Below are 829 nucleotides of genomic sequence, written 5' to 3'. Positions count from 1 at the left end.
TCGACAAGTAATGTTTAAACTTGTTGTCGTTCTTGTCGTTCTTGTCGTTTTTTCATCTTAATATCAATTTCTTAGATAATCTATTTACAAATTAAGGTTTACCGGTTAGTAAGCGCTATGCTAGACTATAGTTAATTTAACAATCAAATATTAAAAGATCAGGCTAATACTATAAAAGAGATCCCAATCCATTCGGGATTGAGATCTCTTTTATAGTATTAGCAAGTAGCTCATACCAGCTACTTAGATTCAGTCGATTTTGACTTCCCGGAAAAAATCGACTGAATATTGCTTTTAACTTTGTAAGGTAATTATACCGCAGACCAGCCCATGAGGACAAGGTTCGGATAGTTAAAAAACAAAATTGAAACCAATGGACTAAGTAGCTAGTAGAAGCTACCTAGTCCATTTTTATTTTATTGTTCAAATTAAAAAAGTTGCCGAATGGGCAACCAAGCAAGATCCATGCTGATAAATTACAAAGTTCTCACAACCAATGAATACTTTGTAATTCAGTTAGAGCATATCAGATTTGTATTTTAAAACAAATCAGATGTTTTAGCAACTCTCTTTTGAGCCAGCATGGGTCGGACATAGAAAGGGAGTTTTTATAATGGATCAAACAAATTTCAAGTTTTATCAAGCTGATAACGTTTATGGGGCCTTGTTCTTCCAGTTTCCAAAAGTATTGATGTATAGCCAGCAATATCGAGGATTAAGTGATGCCGCTAAGCTAGCTTACATGGTACTAAAAGACCGGCTAGAGTATTCTTTACGCAATCACTGGATTGATGAGGAAGGGCACGTCTACTTTATTTTTACCAATCAA

Annotated in this window: 1 protein-coding gene; it reads left to right on the top strand. The window is 34.6% G+C overall.

Features of this window, described 5'->3' with window-relative positions; genetic code table 11:
- Nucleotides 1-613 precede the first annotated feature (613 nt).
- Nucleotides 614-829, top strand: a 216-nt coding sequence (locus EGT51_RS12815; protein WP_179951153.1) for a replication initiator protein A, incomplete at its 3' end; no start/stop codon positions are given.

It is taken from the genome of Levilactobacillus suantsaiihabitans (assembly GCF_004745505.1).
Lineage (GTDB): Bacteria > Bacillota > Bacilli > Lactobacillales > Lactobacillaceae > Levilactobacillus > Levilactobacillus suantsaiihabitans.
This window is presented reverse-complemented; position numbering and strand designations above follow the sequence as displayed.